The organism is Kribbella sp. NPDC050459, assembly GCF_040655315.1.
GTDB lineage: Bacteria > Actinomycetota > Actinomycetes > Propionibacteriales > Kribbellaceae > Kribbella.
Map to the genome: position 1 here is coordinate 57562 of NZ_JBFAJQ010000013.1, position 21692 is coordinate 79253.

The window sequence follows — 21692 nt, forward strand, 5'->3', positions numbered from 1 at the left end:
GCCGCGTACGCTGGCACGTCGTGGAGACGTCCGACCCCCTGTCCGACCCCCTGTTCCGGCAGGCCTTGCAGCGCTACAACGACGGTACGGCGGAACGCGCCGACCTGAAACTGCTCACGAAGGAACTGCTGAAACGTCTTGTCGCCAAGGCGCCGGGTCACGCGGTCGAGGTCCGTGTCCCGCCGTACGGCGCAGTGCAGTGCATCGAAGGCCCGCGGCACACCCGCGGGACGCCGGGCGCGGTGATCGAGATGCCCCCGGAGCTGTGGATCGACGTGGCGCTCGGCCGCATCAGCTGGCCCGACGCCCGCCTGACCGGCAAACTCCGCGCCAGCGGCGAACGCACCGACCTGTCCGCCCTGCTGCCTCTCGATTGACGCCCTCGGCAACGAACCGGCGCCCCCGCGGCCCGAAAATGAAACAGGTTCGTCCAGGCCGGTCGGAACTGTCAATATGGGGCGGTGGCAGCAAGTCTTCGCGCGCGGCTGGCCCGGTTGCGCGTGGATCTGACTCCGTGGCGTGGTTCCCGCGACTTCCGCATCCTGCTGGTGTCGGGGTCGGTGTTCTTCCTCGGCGGCATGGTCGGGTACGTCGCGCTGCCGTACCAGCTCTACCAACTCACCGGCTCGAACTTCGCTGTCGGCGCGATGGGCCTGGTGACGATCGTCCCGCTGGTCGTCTTCGGCCTGTACGGCGGCGCGCTGGCCGACCATGTGGAGCGCCGCAAGCTGCTCGTCGGCACCGGTCTCGCGCAGGTCGTGATCTCCGCGCTGATGGTCGCGAACACGCTGCTCCCGAACCCGCAGGTCTGGCTGATCTACGTCTGCGGCGCGCTGAACGCGGTCGCATCGTCGCTGCAGCGGCCGAGCCGGGAGGCACTCCTGCCGCGGGTGGTCAAGCACGAGGAGATCCCGGCCGCGGTCGCGCTGAGCTCACTGACCTCGCAGGTCGGCCAGCTGGCGGGGCCCGCGCTGGGCGGCGTGCTGGTCGGTTCCGTGGGCGTGACCTGGGCGTTCTCGGTCGAGCTGGCCGGCATCGTCTTCGCGACGCTGCTCTACGCCCGCCTCGGGTCGTACCGCGCCGGCGAGCACTCCACGGCGCCCAGTCTGCGGGCGATCGGCGGCGGGATCGTGTACGCGTTCCGCCGCAAGGACCTGCTGGCGACGTACCTGGTCGACATGGTCGGGATGTTCCTGGCGATGCCGATCGTGCTGTTCCCGGCGTTCGCGACGGACATCCTCCAGGAACCGAGGCTGCTCGGGCTGCTGTACAGCGCCGAGGCGATCGGGGCGATGTGCGCCAGCCTGACCAGCGGCTGGGCCAAACATGTGCACCACCAGGGCCGGGCGGTGGTGCTGGCCACGATCGGCTGGGGCGCCGCGGTCGGGATCGCCGGGCTGGCGCCGAACATCTGGTTCGCGATCGGGTTCTTCGCCCTGGCCGGCGCGGCCGACATGGTGTCGGTGCTGTTCCGGTCGGTGATCTGGAACCAGACCATCCCCGACGAGATGCGCGGGCGGCTGGCCGGGATCGAGATGCTCGGCTACTCGCTCGGCCCGCTCGGCGGCCAGGCCCGCTCCGGGCTCGTCGCCGACCTCACCACGGTCCGCACGGCGATCGTCAGCGGCGGCGTGATGTGCGTGGTCGGCGTGGTCGCCACGGCCGTCTGGCTGCGTGAGTTCTGGCGGTACGACTCGCGTACCGACGAACACGCCGTCCGCGAAAGGGAGCTCCGGGCCGCCGGTTAGAGTTCCTGCCATCATGCGTATCCGCCGGGTAGTGACCATTTCCGCGCTGGCCTCCGTCCTGCTCGCGGGCTGCTCAGGTCCCGGGTCGGAGACCGCGCCGAGCGTCCCGCCGCTGGTGTCGACGAGCGCGCCGCCGTCGGAGACGCCGTCGGAAACCCCCTCCGCGACGCCGTCCGAGACCTCGAAGGTCGCGGACACGTTGTGCACGCGGATGGATCCCACGGTGGTGCAGACCGCGCTCGCGGTGCCGGTCGCGACCATGCAGCCCAGGAACCCGCCGGCCGAGTTCGGCGTCCCGACGTACGACGTCTGTCAGTTCACGCTCGGCACCGGTCCGAGGGCCTCGGTGCTGCGAGTCGGCGTGTCGGTGCTCCCGGCCACGGCGGCCACCCTGGCGGCGACCCAGAAGGCGTACGCCGCACACCCGCGCGAGCCCGCCAAGCCCGCCAAGCTCGGGCAAGGCGGCTTCGGGACGAGCACGTTCGTGGTGTTCCTCCTGGACGGCAAGCTGTACAAGCTCACCGGGCCGCAGGCCACCCTCGCTAAGTACGTTGCCCTCGGCCAGGAGGTCGCCCGTCAGGCCCCCGGGCTGGACGAACCCGAGCGGCTGATCACGCGCCCCGACTGTGACCGCGGTTCGCAGGCGGCGGAGAAGGTGATGGGCGCGCCGCCGGTGGCCCGGCGCGACGGTGAGACCCTCGTGGGCGACCTGGTCTGTGGCTGGATCGGCCCGGCGAGCGCGCTGTCCACCTCGGTCCGCCGGGAGCCGGACGCCGAGGCGCTGATGGCCCCGATCCGCAAGGCCCCGACCTCGCAGTCGATCCCGCTCGGCGACGAGGCGTACGTCGACACCGCCACCGGCCGGACGACGATCCGCGTCGGCGACGACAAGCTCGTCGATCTGGTGCCGCTCCCGGAGCGCGCGGTCAACCCGGACCTGATGACCCAGTTCGCGCTCGCGATGTCCCCGCTCTACACCCGCTGAGCCGCGATCGTGGCGATGGCTTCGGTGATCTCGGTCGGGTGCCGGGCGGCGTAGCCGAGGACCAACCCAGGCGGGTGCGGGAGCTGGCAGTGCCACGACAGCGGGTGGGTCTTGACCCCGGCGTCCAGCGCGGCCGCGGCCAGGGCGGTGTCGTCTCCGGTCTCGAAGGTGATGGTGAGATGCAAGCCCGCGGCGGCGCCGTGAATGGTTGCCTCAGGCAAGTGGTCGCGGATGGCGGTGACCATCGCGTCGCGGCGGACGCGATGCCGGCGGCGGAGGAAGCGCAGCTGGCGTTCGAGTTCGCCGGACTCCATCAGGTGCGCGAGGGTGAGCTGCGGCAGGCTTGCGTTGCCGAGGTCTGCCAGCCGTTTGCGGGCGATCAGCTCCTCCTGGTACCGCCGGGGCGCCAGCATCCACCCGATCCGCAGCGCCGGGGCGAGCAGCTTGGAGACGCTGCCGGTGTAAATCACCTGGTCGGGCAGCATGGCGCGGAGCGCGGGCACCGGCGGGCGGTCGTACCGGTGCTCGGCGTCGTAGTCGTCCTCGATGATCAGCCCGCCGTCGGCCGCCCACCGGATCAGCTCACGCCGGCGCTCGCCGTCCAGGACGACACCGGTCGGGAAGTGGTGCGCCGGCGTCGCCATCACCACGCTCGCGCCGGACTCCCGCAGTACGTCGACCCGCAGGCCGCGGTCGTCGACCGGGATCGGCGGGGTCCGCATGCCCCAGTTCTGCAGGTGCTGCCGGGAGCCGAGCGAGCCGGGGTCCTCGACCGCGATCGCGTGCACGTCGTGCTGGTCGAGCATCTGCGCCACCAGTCCGATCGCCTGAGCCACACCGGCCACGACGATCAGGTCCTCCGGATCCGCCGCGATCCCGCGGTACTGCGCCAGCCACGCCGCGATCGCGCGGCGCAGCGTCGGCGTCCCGGCCGGGTCGCCGTACCCGAACTCGGTCGAGGCCAGATCCGTCAGCACGGCTCGCTCCGCGCGCAGCCATGCGCTGCGCGGGAACGCCGCCAGGTCGGGCACACCCGGTGTCAGGTCGATCCGCGACGGCTGCTCCCGCAGGTTGTCGAAGATGTCGAGCCCGGCGTCGCGCAGGTTCGGTACCGAACGACAGGAGGTGTCCGCCGAATTGCCCTCGACGTCTGGCGCGGCAGGCGGGCGGGCCGATGTACGTAGACGTGTACGTCCTGTCGTTCGGTCCACACCAGGCGCGGCGACGACGACCGTCCCGGAGCGGCCGCGTCCGGCGACGTGGCCGTCCTCGGTGAGGCGCTGGTAGGTCTCGGTGACCACGCCGCGCGAGATGCCCAGGTCGATCGCGAGGGTGCGGGTCGCGGGGAGGCGGGTGCCGACCGGCAGGTGGCCGGTGGAGATCGCCGAGCGGAGGCGCTCGGTGAGCCAGTCCGCGAGGCCGCCGGGCGGCGCCTCGCCCGGGTCGAGCTGGAGGAAGTCCGCGCCGCCTTTGGACCTGCCACTTGTTGCCGGATTGGACCTGTTCACAGGACCATTGTGGCGCGACCGTGGAGTTATGGGAATCGACTACGTCCACGGCTACACCCCGGCGGAGACGCGCCGGCTGACCGACCAGGCCGGCACGCTGGCCGACCTGCTGCACGGTGGCACCAGCTACCCACCGGGGAGCAGGGTCCTCGAGGCCGGCTGCGGAGTGGGCGCGCAGACCGTGCAGCTCGTCACCCGGAGCCCGGGCATCGACCTGGTCTCGATCGACATCTCCGAGGCCTCGCTCGCCCAGGCCAAGGCGCGGGTCGCCGAACAGGCGCCGGACGCAACCGTCGACTGGCGGCACGCGGACCTCCACGACCTGCGAGGCGAGAAGTTCGACCACGTCTTCGTCTGCTTCGTCCTGGAGCACCTCGCCGACCCGGCTGCCGCTCTCGTCCGGCTTCGGGGCCTGCTGAACCCCGGCGGCACGATCACGGTGATCGAGGGCGATCACGAATCCGCCTTCTTCCACCCGCGCAGCCCGCGCGCCCAGGCCGTCATCGACTGCCTCGTCGACCTCCAGGCCGCGGCGGGCGGCGACTCGCTCATCGGCCGCCGGCTGCAGCCGTTGCTGGAGCAGGCCGGGTACGACGATGTGCAGGTCGGGCCGCGCACCGTGTACGCCGACCAGACCCTCCCGCACCTCGTCGACGGCTTCACCCGCAAGACCTTCATCGCGATGGTCGAGTCCGTTCGCGACCGCGCGATCGCGGCCGGCCTGTGCACCGCGGCCGAGTGGGCCGCGGGCGTCCGCGATCTCGAGAAGTCCGCCGAACCCGGCGGCACCTTCCACTACACGTTCTTCAAGGGAGTGGGCCGGACATGATCGCCTTCCTCGTCCTGATCGCCCTGGTCTGCTGGGGTCTGAATCGCAATCGGCGCAGGCAGTTGCGGCCCACGGTGGGCGGCGTTACTGATCGCGATCTGGAACGACTGGTCGACGAATTGCGGACGCGTTCATGAACGCCTGGTAAACAAGAAGCATGGGCCCGACCGAGCAGCTCGAGATCGAAACCAAGTACGACGTCGCCGCGAGCGTCATCCTCCCGGCGTTGCATGAGCTGCCCGGGGTCGCGAGTGTCGCGCAACCGGTCGAGCTCAACCTGGACGCGGTGTACTACGACACCGCCGACCTGGACCTCGCCGCGCACAAGGTGACCCTGCGCCGGCGTACCGGCGGCGAGGACGACGGGTGGCACGTGAAGTTCCCGGTGTCGTCCGGCGAGCGGCTCGAGGTGCATCATCCGCTCGGGCGGTCGACGCGCACCGTGCCGATCGCGGTGCTGCGGACGGTCCGCGTGCACGTCCGCGACCGGCCGTTGATTCCGGTGGTGACGCTGCGGACCCGGCGCATCGTCCATCGTTTGCTCGACGCCGACGGTGCGGTCCTCGCCGAGCTCGCCGACGACCACGTGACGGCGACGGTCGAGGGCGGCGAGCCGCAGACCTGGCGTGAGTGGGAGGTCGAGCTCCTCGGCGGCGAGAGCTCCTTGCTCGAGGACGCGGGTGAGCTGCTGACGGCCGCGGGAGCCCGTCCCGCCAGCGGTCCGAGCAAGCTCGCCCGGGCGCTCGGCGACCGCGTCCCGTCGTACGACGACTGGACCTTTCCGAAGAAGCCGCGGACGTCGGACCTGTTCCGGGCGTACGCCGGGGCGCAGGTGCAGGCGATCCGCGAACGGGACCCCGAGGTACGGCGTGACGTTCCGGACTCGATCCACAAGTTCCGGGTCGCGACCCGGCGGCTGCGGTCGGCGCTGGCGACGTACCGTCCGGTGATCGATCGCGAGGCCGGGGACGCGCTGCGGGCCGAGCTGAAGTGGCTGGCCAGTGAGCTCGGGGTCGCCCGGGATGCGGAGGTGCAGCGCGAGCACTTCGCGGCCGAGGTCGCCGAGCAGCCGGTCGAGCTGGTGATTGGGCGGGTCGCCGGGCGGATCGACGACCATCTGCGTGAAGTGTACAAGAAGGGTCGTGCCGGGGCTCTGACCGCGTTGGAGAGTCCGCGGTACTTCCGGCTGCTCGACGCCCTGGACGAGCTGGTCGCGAAGCCGCCGGTGATCGGCGACGACCGCAAGGCGAGCAAGCAGATCGGGGACGTGCTCTCGCACGACTACCGGCGGATGCGCAAGGCGGTGCGTCGGTCGAAGGCCGCGCCGGATGTCGCCGAGCAGGACCACGAGCTGCACGAGGTCCGCAAGGCCGCCAAGCGACTGCGGTACGCCGCGGAGTCCGCCGTACCCGTTCTCGGCGACGACGCCGCGGACCTGGCCGCGCGGGCCGAAGAGGTCCAGGAGATCCTCGGCGCACACCAGGACTCGGTGGTCTCCCGCGAGCTCCTCCACCACCTGGCCCTCATGGTGTACGCCGAAGGCGGCAACACCTTCACCTTCGGCCGCCTGCATGCCACCGAAGAGGCCCGCGGGAACACCTCCCGCGAAACCTTCTACGAGCTCTGGCCGACCCTCAAGTTCAAACTTTGACGCGCCCCGGACAGGAGTGCGGGCGGTCAGGTGCTCGCCTACCTGGCCGCCCGCGGTTCGGATGGATTGGGGCTGTCAGGCAGGTCCGCGTCGGTTCAGCAGGGCCTGCCTGACAGGTCTTTAGTGTTGGACCGCCTTCTCGGCGCCGGCGCCGGTCAGCGAGCGGACCTCCATCTCGGCGAAGCGGTCGACGTCGACCTGCTCCTTGCTGGTCACTGTGCCCAGCCAGCCGAGCAGGAACGCCAGCGGGATCGACACGATGCCGGGGTTGTCCAGCGGGAACCAGTGGAAGTCGATGCTGGTGTCGGTGATCATCGACAGGCTCTTGCCGGTCTTGGCGTCGACCTTGCCGGAGACGACCGGGCTGAAGATGATCAGGATGATCGTCGAGGACAGACCGCCGTAGATGCTCCACAGGGCGCCGCGGGTGTTGAAGCGCCGCCAGAACAGCGAGTAGAGGATCGTCGGCAGGTTCGCGCTGGCCGCGACCGCGAACGCGAGCGCCACCAGGAACGCGATGTTCTGGCCGTTCGCGAAGATGCCGCCGATGATCGCGACGATGCCGATCACGACCGCGGTGTACCGCGCGACCCGGACCTCGCCGTCGCCGGAGATCTGGCCCTTCTTGATGATCTGGCCGTAGATGTCGTGCGCGAACGACGTGCTGGCGGTGATCGTCAGACCGGCGACCACGGCCAGGATCGTCGCGAACGCGACCGCCGAGATCACCCCGAGCAGCACCTCGCCGCCGAGCTCGAAGGCAAGCAGCGGCGCGGCCGAGTTCGCCTTGCCCGGGGCCGCCTTGATCGCGTCCGGGCCGACGATCGCGGCGGCGCCGTACCCGAGGACCAGCGTGAACAGGTAGAAGATGCCGATGATCCAGATCGCCCAGCTGACGCTGCGCCGCGCCTCCTTGGAGTCCGGCACCGTGTAGAACCGCATCAGCACGTGCGGCAGGCCGGCGGTGCCGAGGACGAGCGCGAGTGCGAGTGAGACGAAGTCGAGCTTGGTGATGCCCGTGGCGCCGTACTGCAGGCCCGGGCTCAGCAGCTTCTCGCCGGCCGCCGGGCTGTTGTCGACCGCCGCACCGAGCAGGCTGGACAGGTTGAAGGTGTACTTCGCCAGCACCCAGATCGTCATGATCCCGGCGCCGATGACGAGCAGCACCGCCTTGACGATCTGCACCCAGGTGGTGCCCTTCATGCCGCCGACGAGCACGTAGGTGATCATCAGGATGCCGACCACCGCGATCACGAGGCTCTGCCCGGTCCGCCCGGAGACACCGAGCAGCAGGGCGACCAGACCCCCGGCGCCGGCCATCTGCGCCAGCAGGTAGAAGAAGCAGACGCCGAGGGTCGAGATCGCGGCCGCCATCCGGACCGGCCGCTGCTTGAGCCGGAACGACAGCACGTCGGCCATCGTGAACCGGCCGGTGTTCCGGAGCAGCTCGGCGACCAGCAGCAGCGCGACCAGCCACGCCACCAGGAAGCCGATGGAGTACAGGAAGCCGTCGTACCCGTTCAGCGCGATCGCACCGGCGATCCCGAGGAACGACGCGGCGGACAGGTAGTCGCCGGAGATCGCGATGCCGTTCTGCGGGCCGGTGAACGACCGGCCGCCGGCGTAGAAGTCGGCCGCGGTCTTGTTGTTCCGCGACGCCCGGAACACGATCGCCAGGGTGGCGACCACGAACAGGCCGAAGATCACGAAGTTGACGGTCGGGTTACCGATGTCGGTTGCCAGCGGCAACATCAGCGGGGCGGTCACTGCGGTTCTCCCTCGATCTGGTGGCGCAACTTCTCGGCGTCCGGGTCGATCCGCCGGTCGGCCCAGCGGACGTAGATCATCGTGATCGCGAACGTCGACACGAACTGCCCGAGCCCGAACAGCAGGGCGACGGTGATGTTGCCGGCGACCTTGGTGGACATGAAGTCGTGGGCGTAGTCGGCGAGCAGGACGTAGACGAAGTACCAGACCAGGAACAAAGCGGTCATCGGGAACACGAAGCGCCGGAAGCGGCGACGCAACTCGGAGAAGTCCGGTGACAACTGGACATCCCGGTACGTCGTCAGCTCGCGATCGCGCATGTCACTCATCGCGGGACCTCCAAGACGGGGAAATCGCCGGGCGGTTTTGGAGCCGGCTGTGCCCCGTACTGTGGCGCGCGTCACGACCCTGTCGACAGCACCAACGCGCGTCGAGCGCTCAGCGGAGCACACCAGTCGCTCGGTGGATCGCTGAACTGCGCTGAGCGGTAGGAATCACACGACGAACGGTCTCATCGGGATGGCAGCCCGCGGTCGACGTCGACGGCCTCCGGTGTGTGCAGCCGGACCATTGAGCGGGCGGCGCCGGCCGGGATGCGGTGCGGGGTGAGTTTGGAGACGACGATGACGGTGACGAAGGCGAGCGGCATCGTCCACGCGGCCGGCTGACCGACGAGCGCCCGCGGCCAGCCGCCCTGCGGTGCGCCGGCCACGTTCACCAGCGCGGCCGCGCTGGCCGCGATCCCGCCGACGACCAGGCCGGCCGCGGCGCCCGTCGTCGACATCCGCCGCCACCAGATCCCCAGCACCAGCAGCGGGCAGAACGTCGACGCGGCGACCGCGAACGCGAGTCCGACGGTGTCCGCGAGGCTCAGCGACCCGGTCACCGTGAACGCCAGGTACGGCACGATCATCGAGATCAGCGCCGCGATCCGGAAGCTGTTCACCGCGACGTAGTCACCGCCGGTCCACCGGTGCAGCCGGCTGCGCAACAGGTCCTGGTCGATCACTCCGGCGATCGCGACGGTCAGCCCCGACGACGTCGACAGGAACGCCGCGAACGCGCCCGCCGCGACCAGCGCACCGAGCAGATCCCCTGTGGTACCAGGGAAAACCCGGCCGGGCAGTTCGAGGACAACGGTGTCGCCGCCGGTCGTGACGAGGTCCGGCGCGAACGTCCGGCCGAGGACGGCGTACATCGGCGGGAAGAGGTAGAACAGCCCGAGCAGCGCCAGGACGACGACGGTGGTACGCCGGGCCGCGCGCCCGTCGGGGTTGGTGTAGAAGCGGACCAGGACGTGCGGAAGACCCATCGTCCCGAAACAAAGGGCCAGCAGCAACGAATAGGTCGCGTACAGCGGGTGGTCGCGGCCGCCCGCGCGCGACAACGGCTCGGCCCATTCGGCGGCGGCTCCGTGCAACGAGTCCAGGACGCCGACCGGCTGGTGCCACATCAGCAGGATGACGAAGATCGGCGTCGCCAAGGCGGTCAGCTTGAGCCAGTACTGGAAGGCCTGGACGAACGTGATCGACCGCATGCCGCCCGCGGCGACGTTGATCACCACGATCACCGCGACGATCGCCGCGCCCACTTGCGGCGGTGCACCGGTGACCGTCTGGACCGCCAGCCCGGCGCCGTGCAGCTGCGGGAGCAGGTACAGCGTCCCGATACCCACCACCAGCCCCGCGCAGATCCGCCGTACGGCGGCAGACTCGAAGCGGGTCTCGGCGAAGTCCGGCAACGTGTACGCACCGGACCGGCGTAGCGGAGCGGCAACGAGGACCAGGAGCATCAGGTAGCCGACGGTGTAGCCGACGGAGAACCACAGCATGTCGGCGCCGTTCACCAGGACCAGGCCGGCGACGCCGAGGAACGACGCGGCCGACAGGTACTCGCCGCTGATCGCCGATGCGTTCCAGCGCGGGCTGACCGCGCGGCTGGCGACGTAGAAGTCGCTGGTGGTTCGGGAGATCCGCAGACCGAACAGCCCGATCCCGATCGTCGCCACGACCACCAGGCCGATCGCGGTGAGGCTGAGCGCCGGCGACATTCAGTGCCTCCCGGCGGGCATTTACTGCCGCCCCACGAACTCGGTGAACTCGGCCTCGATCCGCTCGGCGTTGCGGACGTAGATGCGCGCGGCGACGTACACCACCGGGTACACCAGGATGCCGAGGATCACCCACGGCAGGGGCAGGCCGACGACGGACAGCGTGCGGGCCGGCGGGACCAGCCAGAACAGCAGCGGGACACTGCCCAGGACGAGTACGACGCCGCCGATGACGGCCAGCGTGAGCCGGAGCTGGGACTGGATCAGCGACTGCATGTAGACCTGGCCGAGACGGGTCTGCTCGTCGATCTCCCGCGTGCCGGTGGGCATGATCGGCCGCCGGGCCGCGCTGGTCCGGGGGCTGGTGACGCGGACCCTGCGCGGTCCTTCCGGCGTACTCATGTCAGCTCGGCCTCAGGTCACTTCAGTGAGGTCGAGCGGACCAGCAGGTCACGCAGCTCGCGGGTGTGCCGGCGGCTGACCGGGAGCCAGTCCTCGCCGACCCGGACCGAGCAGCGGCCGCCGTCCACCCGCATCTCGTCCACGTGCTGCAGGGCGACCAGGGTGCTCCGGTGGATGCGGGTGAAGCCGGCGTCCCGCCAGCGCTCCTCCAGCGTGCTTAGCGGGATCCGGACCAGGTGTGAGTTCTGACCGGTGTGCAGGCGGGCGTAGTCGCCTTGCGCCTCGACGTACCGGACCGTGGAGCGCTGCACGAACCGGGTGACGCCGGCCAGCTCCACGGCGATCACCTCGTCGTCCGACTCCTCCGGCGACTGCAGGCCGACCGGGGCTCCCTGGGTGACGACCCGGCGGACCGCCTCGGCCAGGCGCTCCGGCCGGACCGGCTTCATCACGTAGTCGGTGGCCTCCAGGTCGAACGCCGCCACCGCGTGCTCGTCGTACGCCGTCACGAACACGATCTGCGGGCGGCTGGCGAACTTCGAGAGCACCCGCGCCAGGTCGATCCCGTCCAGACCGGGCATCTTGATGTCGCAGAACACCACGTCCAGGTCGGTGTCCTGCAGGATCTTCAGCGCCTCGGCTCCGTCCGAGGCCGTCCGGAGGGAGCCGATCCGGGGGTCCTGCTGCAGCAGGTAGACCAGTTCGGCCAGGGCAGGCTCCTCGTCGTCGGCGACCAGCGCACGCAGGGGAGTGTCGGCCATACAGCGAACACTAGAAGACGAGCGGCCTCTACGTCAGCATGCGCGGTGGGTGGTCGGGACGGTGTTCCCAACGCAGCCGGTGCGAGCCGAAGCCCGCGGCGTGTACGCCGTCGTGCCCGCGTGGCCGGCGGCAGTAGTAGTACGGCGAATACAGGTCCTTGCACGAGTCGTCGTGGCTCGTGTAGGCGAACTCGAGGTCCAGCCGGCTGTCGCTGGTCATCGCAGGCGCTCGGTCATGGCAGGCGCTCGGTCATGGTCCGGAGCCTCGGCGCCGGCGGGAGCCGGTCGGTGCCTGCTCCCGCCGGGCTGCCGGCTACTTGATCATTCCGTGCGGATCGAGCACGTACTTGCGGGCCGCGCCTTTGTCGAACTCGGCGTACCCCTGGGGTGCGTCGTCGAGCGAGATCACGGTGGCGTTCACGTTCTTCGCGATCTGCGTCCGATCATGCAGGATCGCCTGCATCAACTGGCGGTTGTAGCGCATCACCGGGCACTGCCCGGTGGTGAACGACAGCGACTTCGCCCAGCCGAGGCCCAGGCGGATCGACAGCGAGCCGGTCTTGGCCGCTTCGTCACTGGCCCCGGGGTCACCGGTCACGTAGAGGCCCGGGATGCCGACCGCGCCACCGGCCCGGGTGACGTCCATGACGGTGTTCAGCACTGTCGCCGGCCGCTCGGCCTGGGCGTCGCTGCCGTGGCCGTGCGCCTCGAACCCGACCGCGTCGATCGCACAGTCGACCTCGGGTTCACCGAGGATCTGCTCGATCTGGTCCTTCGGATCGCCCTGGGACACGTCGATCGCCTCGCATCCGAAGGAACGTGCCTGGTCGAGCCGGTCCTTCTGCAGGTCCGCCACCATGACGACCGCCGCGCCGAGCAGGTGTGCGGCCGTGGCCGCGGCCAATCCGACCGGGCCGGCGCCCGCGACGTACACCGTGGATCCGGTGCCGACGTTGGCGGTGACCGCGCCGTGGTAGCCGGTCGGGAAGATATCCGCCAGCATCGCGAGGTCGCGGATCTTCTCCATCGCCTGGTCCTTGTCGGGGAACCGCAGCACGTTCCAGTCGGCGTACGGCACCAGCGCGTACTCCGCCTGACCGCCGACCCAGCCGCCCATGTCGACGTAGCCGTACGCCGATCCCGGCCGGTCCGGGTTCACGTTCAGGCAGACTCCGGTCTTGCCCTCCTTACAGTTGATGCACCGCCCGCAGGCGATGTTGAACGGCACCGACACCAGGTCGCCGGTCTTGATGAACTCGACGTCCCGGCCGACCTCCACCACCTCACCGGTGATCTCATGGCCGAGCGCGAGACCGGGCGGTGCGGTGGTCCGGCCGCGCACCATGTGCTGGTCGCTGCCGCAGATGTTGGTCGCCACCACCTTCAGGATCACGCCGTGCGGAACCTGCCGGCCGACGTTCGCGGGGTTGACCCCCGGCCCGTCCTTGAGTTCCAGGGTCGGGTAGTCGATGGTCTCGACCGCCACGGAGCCTGGTCCCTTGTAAATGACTGCCCTGTTTCCTGGCATGAGGGCCCCTCTTCTGCAGGATCTTCCACCGCGCGACGGTGGAAACGTCCACTACCGCGGGCCGCGATCGCCATGGGGAGAGACAAGGCGATCCGGTCGTCGCCTGCCCCGTCGATGTCAGCGGGGGGATGATGCCGACGCTAGTCCGACCGGCCCGAACCGTCAACGAAACAAAGCACTCTACGGCGAGGCATGCACGCCTGAGGAGTATTTGGGGATCCGGAAGGTCACCTTGGTGCCTGCGTTCACGGCGGTCTCCACGACCAGCCCGTAGGCGTCGCCGTACACCTGCCGCAGCCGGGCGTCGACGTTGCCGAGGCCGACCGAGTCACTGCCCGACTCGCCGGCCAGGGCCGCCCGGATGACCTCCGGGTCGCTGCCGGAGCCGTTGTCCTCGACGCTGATCTCCGCCTCGTTGATCTGGTCCCGGGCGCGGATCGTGATGTGGCCGACCCCCGTCGTACCTTCCAATCCGTGCCGTACGGCGTTCTCCACCAGCGGCTGGACGACCAGGAACGGGATGACCACCGGCAGCACCTCGGGAGCGATCTGCAGCGACACCTTGAGACGGTCGCCGAAGCGGGCCTGCTCCAGCACCAGGTAGCGCTCGACGTTGCGGAGCTCGTCCGCGAGCGTGGTGAATTCGCCACCACGCCGCAGGGCGTAGCGGGAGAAATCTGCGAACTCCAGCACGAGCTCACGCGCCCGCTCCGGGTCGGTGCGGACGAACGAGGCGATGGCCGCGAGAGCGTTGTAGATGAAGTGCGGGCTGATCTGAGCGCGCAGTGCGCGCAGCTCGGCCTCCATGGCGCGGGTGCGCTCCTTGTTGAGCTCTGCGAGCTCCACCTGACCGGAGACCCACCTCGCGACCTCCTCAGTCGCTCTGACAAGCGCCGCGGAGGTGTTGTTGCTGTATGCGACCAGGACGGCGACCACGCGCTCCTCGGTCACGATCGGCGCCACGACGGCAGCACGGATCGGGCACTGAGGGTCGCCGCAGGCCACGTCGTGCGCACCCAGGACTGCCGTCCGGCCGGAGCGGAGCGTCACCGCGGCGAGGTCCTTGGCGTCGCGGCGGTGGTTGCTCTCGTACGGTCCGCCGACGCCGTCCCACGCCAGGACGCCGGAGGAGTCGCAGATCGCGATGGCCGCCGTACCCAGCAGGTCTCTCAGGTGACGGCTGGCCTTGCCGGCCGCGGCGGGTGTCAGGCCCTCGCGCAGGTGCGGGCTGGCCAACGAGGCGGTATGCAGGGTCGCGTACGTCGCCTTGTCGGCCGGAGTCCCGAAATGCTTCCGCCGGCGCGTGAACACTCCATGACGGTAACTGCTCAGGCCTCCGTGCGCGGCCGGAACGCCTCGAGCGCCTCCGTGTCGGAGTAGGTGTGCAGGACGTACTCGTCGACCCACTCCGCCCGTCCCGGGTACGTCGACTCGCTGACGATCCGCTCCGCAGCCTTGGTTGCGTCCAGCGGTGCACGGCGCAGCTGCACGCCGTCCTGGGTGAGCAGCGCCCAACTCGGACCAGGGGCGCCGTACGGCATGCCGACGCTGCCGGCGTTCACCACCAGCCGCCTGTCGACCTGTCGTGCGAACGGCATGTGCGTGTGCCCGCAGACCACCGTCCTGACCTCGTCCGGCAGCCCGCTGAACACCTCGGCCCACCGGGAGATCGGACTGTCCACCAGGACCATCTCCTCGTCGTCGCGCGGAGTGGCGTGGCAGAACAGCACGTCCCCGATCGTCACCGTCGTCGGCAGTCCGGCCAGCAACTCGACCTGGTCCGGCCTGAGCTGCTCCGCAGCCCACGGACTCACCGCGTCGGGCGGCTGCTTGTCGAACTGCCCGCGAGCCATCTCCACGAGCTCCCGGTCCGCGTTGCCGCGCACCCACACCGCCCGGTCGCCCAGCGTCGTCAGCAGATCCAACGTCTCGACAGGCTGCGGCCCGCTGGCGATGTCACCGGCCAGCACGATTCTGTCCGCCGCCTGGACATCAGGCTCGGCCAGGACCGCCTCAAGTGCAGGCAGCACGCCATGGATGTCAGCCAGGACAGCAACTGTTGTCATAGCTGCAGTCTGCCGCGTAGAGCCTTGTGTCGAAGGATGATCTGCCCAGGGCAGATCAGGCGCCGATCAGCAGCTCACCCTTGGCGAGCGGTGTGGCCAGCTCGCACGCTCCGGTCGAGATGGTGCAGCGGACGATCGACGCCGCGGTGCCCTCGCCGGTGTCAGCAAGCAGCAAGAGGTGCTCGTCGTCCTCCGGGACCCACTGCCGGAACACGCCGGACCACTCGTGCAGGAGCGTGCCCTTCTTGGCGTCCAGCACCGCCGCGATGCCGTTGCCGTACCCGTCCTGGTAGATCGGGCCGGCGATCGCGGTCGCGCCGTCCGGTGTGAAACCGACAATCTGGTAGTCACAGGTGCGCCACAGGCGCTTGCCCGTCGGCACGGTCAGCAGGCTGCTGCAGCTGTTCTGGTCGGACAGCGTGGTCAGCGAACCCGCCGTACCAACGCTGGACACCGCCATCGCCTTCGGGATCGGCTTGACGAGCGTGGCCGCCGGCTGACCTGGCGTCCACTCGTACAGAGTGGTCGTGCCCTCCTGGGTGGTCGACGCGTCGAAGTAGACCTTGCCGTTGAGGTAACCGAGCAGCGTGGTGTTCCAGATGCCCGGGACGGTGACCTTGTGGATGCTGTCGCTCTCTGCGTAGACGGTCGCCCCGGGCAGGTCCTCGCCGGTGTCCTTCAGCTGGGTCGCGACGTACGCCGCGGCCGTGCTGTCCTCGGTGGTGGCGATCTGGGTGACGTCCGGCGTCCGCCGCGTGACCTTGCCCCCGGAGTCGATCGTCAGCATCTCGCTGCCGTACCCCTTGGTGACCACGGCGAGGGCCGACGAGCGCAGCCGTGCGACCTCCTGGATCTGCGCGGTTCCGGGGACCTTGACGTCGCCGCCGGCGCCGCCGCGGATCGTGCGGCCGGCCAGGTACGCGATCTGGGGTGCCCGGCCCGTGGTGAGCTTCTGCAGGTCGATCTTGGTCTTCACCGGCCCGGCAGGGGCGCTGCTCGACGGGCTCGAGGGCTTCGGCGTGGCCGTGGTCCTCGTCGGCTCGGTGGTCGCGGACCGCGTCGGCGACCTGGAGAGCGGGGCCGCGTCGGCGGTGTCGTCGGTGCGCGGTCCCTGGCGGTACGCGAGTGCCCCGCCGGTCGCCACCGCGGCGACGGCGATCGCGGCGACGATGATCACGAGTCGCCTGTTCGTGTGCCGCATCGACACGCTCCTGTCCGTTGTCGGCCTGTCCACATCTTCGACGCCGGACGGCTCCGGTTGGTTGGATCAGGTGCCGATCCGCAGCGCCTTGTCGGTGCTGATCGAGGTGGCGAGCTCACAGGCGCCGGTCGTGATCGCGCAGCGGATGATCGCGCTCTTCGTCCCCGGGTCGCCGCCGCCTCCGGAGGCCACGGCCACGATCAGCACGTGCTGGTCGTCCTCGGCCACCGACTGGTGGAAACAGCCCTTCCACTCCCGGATCAGCTTGCCGGTGGTGACGTCGAGCGCGACCTGCACGGTGTCGCAGAACCCGTCGCCGTACGCCGATCCGCCGATCGCCGTACTGCCGTCCGGGGTGAATCCCGACACCTGGTTGTCGCAGGTCCGGAACAGCTGCCGCCCGCTGCCGACCTCGACGATGCTGGAGCAGCTGCCGCTGTCGTTGAGGGTTCCCATCGACGCGGCGACCCGGCCGTTGGCGGACACGGCGGTCGGTGAGACCACGGTCTTGACCTTGACGCCGGCCGCCGCACCAGGCGTCCAGGAGTACAAGGTCCAGGCCCCGTCCTCGCTGCTCGCGGCCCGGTAGTAGACCTTGCCGTCGGCAAAGGCGAGCACCTGCAGGTTCCAGCTGTCGGGCAGCTTCAGGGACTTGAGCGAGCTGATCGTCTCGGCGTACACGATCCCGCCCTTGGTCGCCTGGCCCATCGAGCTGATCCGGGCCACCGCGTAGGCCGCCGCCGACTGGTCGCGGGTGGTCACCAGCGAGCTCACACCCGGCGTACGCCGCACGACCTGCTCGTTCTGCGTCTTGAGCAGCTCGGTGCCGTCGTTCCCGTCCTGGACGATCGCGAGCACATCCGCGTCCAGGCGGCCCAGTGCGATCACCCCGCCGGTGCCCGGGAGCCGGACCACGGAGCCGGACCCGCCGCGGACCTCGCGGTCGACGAGGTAGGGCACCTGCGGTTCACGGCCTTCGGACAGCTTGCCCACGGTCAGTGTGACCTTGGTCGGGCCGGTGGTCGTCGCGCTGGGACTGGACGTCTTGGCGGTCGGCGGCGGCACGGACGGGGTCCGGCTGACGATCGGGGTGCGGCTCGCGGCCGGTGTCGGAGTCGGAGCCGGAGTGGGCGTCGGGCTCGGGGACGGCGAGCCGCTGAGCGGCGCGGCCAGGCCCTCGGCCTCGGCAGGCCCCGTGCGATACGCGAGCGCGCCGCCGATCGCGACCGCCGCGACCGCGATCGCGCTGACCAGGATCACCAGCCGCCTGTTCGTGTGCCGCATCGGCGGGCCCCCTCCGTCGTCCCCCATGAATTGCCCTTCTGACGTCGCGGGCGGCCGGTTTGTTCGGTGCGGCGAACGGGTCGCAGAACGGATCGAGCATAATTACGCCATGGACCAGCCACCCCGGATCGGCCGGTACTCCCTGGTCCGCCGGGTGGGTGCCGGAGGTTTCGCGACCGTTTGGCTGGCGCGCGACGAGCAACTCGACGCCGAGGTCGCGGTCAAGATCCTGTCCGAGAACTGGGTCGAGGACGAGGACGTCCGCCGCCGGTTCCTGGCCGAGGGCCGGTTCCTGCGCAGGGTCGACTCGCTGTACGTCGTCGGCGTGCACGACATCGGCGAGGCCGACGACGGCCGCCCGTTCATGGTGCTCACCTACGCCGACGGCGGCACGCTTGCGGACCGGATCAAGGCCGGTCCGCTCGAGTTCGCCGAGGCGGTCCGGATCATCACCCAGGTCGGCCGCGGCCTGAAGCACCTGCACGCGCGCGGCGTCCTGCACCGCGACGTGAAGCCGGCCAACGTCTTGTTCCGCACCGACCCGAGCGGCGACCGCGCGATGCTGTCCGACCTCGGGCTGGGCAAGTCGCTCGCCGAGGTGTCCCGCATCACGATGCCCGGCGGCACCCCGGCGTACGTCGCTCCCGAACAGGTCATGGGCGAGCGGCTGGACCACCGCGCCGACCTGTACTCGCTCGGCGCGGTCGCGTACGCCGCCTTCACCGGCCAGGCGCCGCACGGCGTCGTCAGCCTCGGCGCCGTGATGCAGATCGACGCACCGCCGCCCTCGATGACCACCCTGCGCGAGGACGTGCCGGACGCGATCGACGTCGTCGTACGGCGCGCGCTCGAGCCGGACCGGGACAAGCGCTGGCCGGACCTCGACAGCTTCCTCAACGCCCTCCGCGAGGCCCACACCACCGGCAAGGTCCCACCAGGCCTCGTGCCGGCCGCCGACATGCCCACCCCGGCCGCCGCCACCGGCCCGGTCGACCAAGCCACCGCACTAGCCAGCGCAAACCAGTCCACCGTCGCCGTGAAGCCCAAGCGTGGTCGGCGGGCCGGTGTCCTCACAGTGCTCGCGGCGGTCGTGCTGGCAGCGGCCGGCGGCTACGGCGGCTACCAGTACGTGCTCACACGCCCCGTGAAGGTGGAGAGCGGACAGTTGTCCGTAGTAGTCCCACGGCAATGGGGCCAGCAGGCTGCGGGTGACCAGTCGCTGCTGGTCAGCACGAACACGTCGACCTGGCGGACCGATCCGAAGACCGAGGGCGTCTTCGTAGGTCTGGTGAACGCCACCGAGCTGCCGACGACCGCCACGCCTCCCGAGGGCTGCACCGGAAACACCCCGGAGACGTCCCGGGATGTCGCCACCTTCAGATACAACTGCAACGACGTGCCAACCGTCATCGAGCAGTACCGGAAGGTGAACGACACGACCCTGCTTCGGGTTCAGGTCCGCGACGACAACCCGACGCAACGCCAGGAAGTGCTGGACTCCGCGAAGTACGGCTCCTAAGGGACCAGCGACGTCAGCGACGAGATGGTTGCCTTGTGCATCCTGGGGATGACGTTCAGCGTGGCGGGGTCGGACGCGTACAGGTACGAGCCGGACTCGTAGACCAGATACGCGGTCCCGTTCAGCTCCGTGATGCCCTCGGTCATGCTGGGGGCGCGGAAGCAGCTCAGCGCCGCGGCGTCCAGGTCCTTCTGGCCGCGCTTCACCACGTAGATGTTGCTGCGGTTCCCGCGGCCGTACGACGTGCTGTAGATGAAGTGGTTGGCGGTGACCGTCAGCCCCTGCGTCTTCGTCGGGATCTCCCAGGCGCCGGCGACCGTGGTCAGCGTGCCGTCGTCGGCGATCTTGTACTCGTACATGGTCCCGCGGCCGGTCTCGTTGAACGTCCCGGAGAACAACGAGTCCCCGTAGCTCCCCATGAACGACGAGCCGGCCACGTCGCGCGCCGTACCGACCTGTGCGAGGTACGGCGTACCAGCGGCCTTCAACGCGTCCCGCAGCTCCGTCAGCCGGTACTTGCGGATACTGCTGCCTTGGCCGGACACGAACGCCCAGCCCTTGCTCACGGTGATCCCTCCGACGTGGGACTCGGCGATCGCGACCACACCGACCGTCGAGCCGGTGGACGGGTCGATGCCGTAGATCTGCGAGTCGGCTCCGTCGCGGTATGCCGCGATCAGGATCAGGTTCTTGCCGGAGCCGTCCCAGTTGTACCAAGTGCCTGCGCCTTGCGGAGTGTGCGTGCCGAGGTTGGGAATGCTCGCGCTGTTGCTGAACCGGGCGTCGTACTTGTACGAGGCGGACGGTCCGTCGTAGAAGGTCGATCCTCCGCTGGTGGAGGTGTCGCAGCTGATCGCGGCGTGCGCCGGCGTGGCCGCCGTGAGTGCCGCGGCCAGGGCCGTGATGACGATGGCAAGGGGGCGCTTGACCATGGTGATCCTCTTCGGTTGTGGGCGAAAACCTACGAGATTTTCAGAGTAGATCGCCAATGAGTAACGCGCGAGGGCTGACTGGGCGTCGGTTCGCCGAACGGACGCCGTACGGTTGTCGCATGACCGATCTGTCCGCGGCGATCGACCGCGTTCTGCCCAGTGTCCGTGCCGACCTCGAGGACCTCATCCGGATCCCTTCGGTCAGCTACGACCCCGCCCGTGCGGCCGACGTCCAGCGGTCCGCGGAGGCGACCGCGGCGTTGTTCGAGGCGGAGGGCTTTGCGGCCAAGATCGTCCGGGTCGGCGACGGCGCGCCGGCGGTGATCGCGAAGAAGCCCGCCCCGGCCGGCAGGCCGACCGTACTCCTGTACGCGCACCACGACGTCCAGCCGACCGGTCCGGTCGAGCAGTGGACCTCCGACCCGTTCGAGCCGACCGAGCGCGACGACCGGCTGTACGGGCGGGGAGCCGCCGACGACAAGGCGGGGATCGCGGCGCACCTGGCCGCCGTACGGGCCTTCGGCAACGACCTGCCGGTCGGCGTGACGGTGTTCGTCGAGGGCGAGGAGGAGATCGGCTCGCCGACCCTGCTGCAGCTGCTGGACGAGTACTCCGAGGAGCTCGCCGCGGACGCGATCGTGATCGCCGACTCCGGCAACTGGGAGGTCGGACGGCCGGCGCTGACGGTTTCGCTGCGCGGCTTGGTCGAGACGTACGTCGAGGTCCGCACGCTCGAGCACGCAGTGCACTCCGGCCTGTTCGGCGGGCCGATCCCGGACGCCCTGTCCGCGCTGATCCGGCTGCTCGCCACGCTGCACGACGACAAGGGCGACGTCGCCGTCGACGGTCTGCACGCCTCGCGGGCGGCGGATGTGACCTATCCGGAGGACCGGCTGCGCGCGGAGTCCTCGGTGCTCGACTCGGTCCGGCTGACCGGTACGGGGTCGCTCGTCGACCGGCTGTGGACCCGGCCGGCCATCTCCGTGGTCGGCATCGACGCGCCGTCGGTGGCCGAGGCCAGCAACACGTTGATCCCGGCCGCCCGCGCCAAGATCAGCCTGCGGGTTGCCCCGGGCGACGACGCGGTGAAGGCCAGCGCGGCGCTGACCGAGCACCTGGAGCGCAACGTCCCGTGGGGCGCGCAGCTGACCGTGACCGAGGGCCAGACCGGTCAGCCATGCAGCGTGAACGCCCGCGGCGCCGGCTACGAGGCGGCCCGGTCGGCGTTCCAGGAAGCGTGGGGCGTCGAGCCCATCGACATGGGTATGGGCGGGTCGATTCCGTTCATCGCGGAGTTCCAGCAGGCCTTCCCGGAGGCCACGATCCTGGTCACCGGCGTCGAGGACCCGGACACCCGCGCGCACGGTATCGACGAAGGTCTGCACCTCGCCGAGTTCCGCAAGGTCTGCCTCGCGGAGGCCCTGCTCCTTCAGAACCTGGCCAACCAGGCGTGATCGGGCT

The 21692-nt window shown here is 70.0% G+C and carries 21 protein-coding genes; 8 read left to right on the plus strand and 13 right to left on the minus strand.

What is annotated here, in order from left to right:
• The first annotated feature begins 20 nt into the window (after positions 1–20).
• The 3 genes from AB0I12_RS32730 (at position 21) to AB0I12_RS32740 (ending at position 2733) form a co-directional block, all read left to right on the plus strand.
• Positions 21–377, plus strand: coding sequence for a sterol carrier family protein (locus AB0I12_RS32730; protein ID WP_359936975.1), 357 nt, complete (start codon positions 21–23; stop codon positions 375–377).
• 84 nt (positions 378–461) lie between these two features.
• Positions 462–1748 (plus strand): MFS transporter, encoded by a 1287-nt coding sequence (locus tag AB0I12_RS32735; RefSeq protein WP_359936978.1) that lies wholly within the window; start codon positions 462–464, stop codon positions 1746–1748.
• Positions 1749–1761: 13 nt separating this feature from the next.
• Positions 1762–2733: a hypothetical protein gene (locus tag AB0I12_RS32740; protein WP_359936981.1), complete on the plus strand. Its 972-nt coding sequence runs from the start codon at positions 1762–1764 to the stop codon at positions 2731–2733.
• Here the strand turns inward: AB0I12_RS32740 and AB0I12_RS32745 are convergent.
• Entirely contained in the window at positions 2721–4241 is a 1521-nt protein-coding gene (locus AB0I12_RS32745) for a PLP-dependent aminotransferase family protein (protein ID WP_359936984.1), read from the minus strand. The two genes, AB0I12_RS32740 and AB0I12_RS32745, sit on opposite strands and share 13 nt — an antisense overlap.
• 28 nt (positions 4242–4269) lie before the next feature.
• On the opposite strand from AB0I12_RS32745, the gene AB0I12_RS32750 reads away from it, so the two are divergent.
• The 3 genes from AB0I12_RS32750 to AB0I12_RS32760 are packed head-to-tail and all read left to right on the plus strand — an operon-like array spanning position 4270 to position 6721.
• Positions 4270–5070: a methyltransferase gene (locus AB0I12_RS32750; RefSeq protein ID WP_359936987.1), complete on the plus strand. Its 801-nt coding sequence runs from the start codon at positions 4270–4272 to the stop codon at positions 5068–5070.
• The gene (locus AB0I12_RS32755) at positions 5067–5207 is read left to right on the plus strand and encodes a hypothetical protein (RefSeq protein ID WP_359936990.1); all 141 of its coding nucleotides are present in this window, start codon (positions 5067–5069) and stop codon (positions 5205–5207) included. The genes AB0I12_RS32750 and AB0I12_RS32755 overlap by 4 nt, the downstream gene beginning before the upstream one ends.
• Before the next feature lie 20 nt (positions 5208–5227).
• Entirely contained in the window at positions 5228–6721 is a 1494-nt protein-coding gene (locus AB0I12_RS32760) for a CYTH and CHAD domain-containing protein (protein WP_359936993.1), read from the plus strand.
• 120 nt (positions 6722–6841) lie between these two features.
• Here the strand turns inward: AB0I12_RS32760 and AB0I12_RS32765 are convergent, their stop codons facing one another.
• From AB0I12_RS32765 to AB0I12_RS32815, 11 genes are all read right to left on the minus strand, one after another.
• Positions 6842–8473, minus strand: coding sequence for a cation acetate symporter (locus AB0I12_RS32765; RefSeq protein WP_359937486.1), 1632 nt, complete (start codon positions 8471–8473; stop codon positions 6842–6844).
• Between the two features lie 11 nt (positions 8474–8484).
• Positions 8485–8817 carry a DUF485 domain-containing protein gene (locus tag AB0I12_RS32770; protein ID WP_359936996.1) on the minus strand — a complete coding sequence of 111 codons (333 nt, stop codon included), beginning with the start codon at positions 8815–8817 and terminating at the stop codon, positions 8485–8487.
• A gap of 182 nt (positions 8818–8999) precedes the next feature.
• Positions 9000–10538: a cation acetate symporter gene (locus AB0I12_RS32775; RefSeq protein WP_355699724.1), complete on the minus strand. Its 1539-nt coding sequence runs from the start codon at positions 10536–10538 to the stop codon at positions 9000–9002.
• Between the two features lie 21 nt (positions 10539–10559).
• A complete protein-coding gene (locus AB0I12_RS32780; RefSeq protein WP_359936999.1) occupies positions 10560–10940 on the minus strand; it encodes a hypothetical protein in 381 nt (126 codons plus the stop codon).
• Positions 10941–10957: 17 nt separating this feature from the next.
• Positions 10958–11701, minus strand: coding sequence for a LytTR family DNA-binding domain-containing protein (locus tag AB0I12_RS32785; protein WP_359937002.1), 744 nt, complete (start codon positions 11699–11701; stop codon positions 10958–10960).
• 28 nt (positions 11702–11729) lie between these two features.
• The gene (locus AB0I12_RS32790) at positions 11730–11921 is read right to left on the minus strand and encodes a hypothetical protein (RefSeq protein WP_359937005.1); all 192 of its coding nucleotides are present in this window, start codon (positions 11919–11921) and stop codon (positions 11730–11732) included.
• A gap of 93 nt (positions 11922–12014) precedes the next feature.
• Positions 12015–13229 (minus strand): formaldehyde dehydrogenase, glutathione-independent, encoded by a 1215-nt coding sequence (gene fdhA / locus AB0I12_RS32795; protein ID WP_359937008.1) that lies wholly within the window; start codon positions 13227–13229, stop codon positions 12015–12017.
• 180 nt (positions 13230–13409) lie between these two features.
• The gene (locus AB0I12_RS32800) at positions 13410–14540 is read right to left on the minus strand and encodes a histidine kinase (RefSeq protein ID WP_359937011.1); all 1131 of its coding nucleotides are present in this window, start codon (positions 14538–14540) and stop codon (positions 13410–13412) included.
• Positions 14541–14557: 17 nt separating this feature from the next.
• A complete protein-coding gene (locus AB0I12_RS32805) occupies positions 14558–15295 on the minus strand; it encodes a metallophosphoesterase family protein (protein ID WP_359937013.1) in 738 nt (245 codons plus the stop codon).
• A 55-nt stretch (positions 15296–15350) separates the two neighbouring features.
• The gene (locus tag AB0I12_RS32810; RefSeq protein WP_359937016.1) at positions 15351–16496 is read right to left on the minus strand and encodes a hypothetical protein; all 1146 of its coding nucleotides are present in this window, start codon (positions 16494–16496) and stop codon (positions 15351–15353) included.
• 66 nt (positions 16497–16562) lie between these two features.
• Positions 16563–17780 carry a hypothetical protein gene (locus AB0I12_RS32815; RefSeq protein ID WP_359937019.1) on the minus strand — a complete coding sequence of 406 codons (1218 nt, stop codon included), beginning with the start codon at positions 17778–17780 and terminating at the stop codon, positions 16563–16565.
• Positions 17781–17889: 109 nt separating this feature from the next.
• On the opposite strand from AB0I12_RS32815, the gene AB0I12_RS32820 reads away from it, so the two are divergent.
• A complete protein-coding gene (locus AB0I12_RS32820) occupies positions 17890–19299 on the plus strand; it encodes a serine/threonine-protein kinase (RefSeq protein WP_359937022.1) in 1410 nt (469 codons plus the stop codon).
• Here AB0I12_RS32820 and AB0I12_RS32825 read toward each other — a convergent pair.
• The gene (locus AB0I12_RS32825) at positions 19296–20231 is read right to left on the minus strand and encodes a hypothetical protein (protein ID WP_359937025.1); all 936 of its coding nucleotides are present in this window, start codon (positions 20229–20231) and stop codon (positions 19296–19298) included. The genes AB0I12_RS32820 and AB0I12_RS32825 overlap by 4 nt on opposite strands.
• A 119-nt stretch (positions 20232–20350) precedes the next feature.
• On the opposite strand from AB0I12_RS32825, the gene AB0I12_RS32830 reads away from it, so the two are divergent.
• Positions 20351–21685, plus strand: coding sequence for a dipeptidase (locus tag AB0I12_RS32830; protein ID WP_359937028.1), 1335 nt, complete (start codon positions 20351–20353; stop codon positions 21683–21685).
• The last annotated feature ends 7 nt before the right edge of the window (positions 21686–21692 follow it).